1 rRNA gene is annotated in these 373 nt (G+C 49.6%); it reads right to left on the minus strand.

The features are described from left to right. Nucleotides 1-373, minus strand: a 16S ribosomal RNA gene (locus tag ACTHSL_RS13180); the annotation flags it as partial.

Raw genomic sequence — 373 nt, forward strand, 5'->3', positions numbered from 1 at the left:
GACTACACGGGTATCTAATCCTGTTTGATCCCCACGCCTTCGCTCCTCAGTGTCAGTATTAGTCCAGAGAGGCGCCTTCGCCACAGATGTTCCTCCTGATCTCTACGCATTTCACTGCTACACCAGGAATTCCCCTCTCCTCTACTATACTCTAGCTCTCCAGTATTAAATGCACGTCCCAGGTTAAGCCCAGGGTTTTCACATCTAACTTAAAGAACCACCTACAAGCCCTTTACGCCCAATAATTCCGATTAACGCTTGCACCCTCTGTATTACCGCGGCTGCTGGCACAGAGTTTGCCGGTGCTTATTCTTGAGGTACTCTCACAGAAGCATGGTATTAGCACGCCTCCTTTGCTCCCTCACTAAAGTGC

Origin of the sequence: Neisseria sp. P0008.S010 (genome assembly GCF_051962715.1) — a bacterium.
Lineage (GTDB): Bacteria > Pseudomonadota > Gammaproteobacteria > Burkholderiales > Neisseriaceae > Neisseria > Neisseria elongata.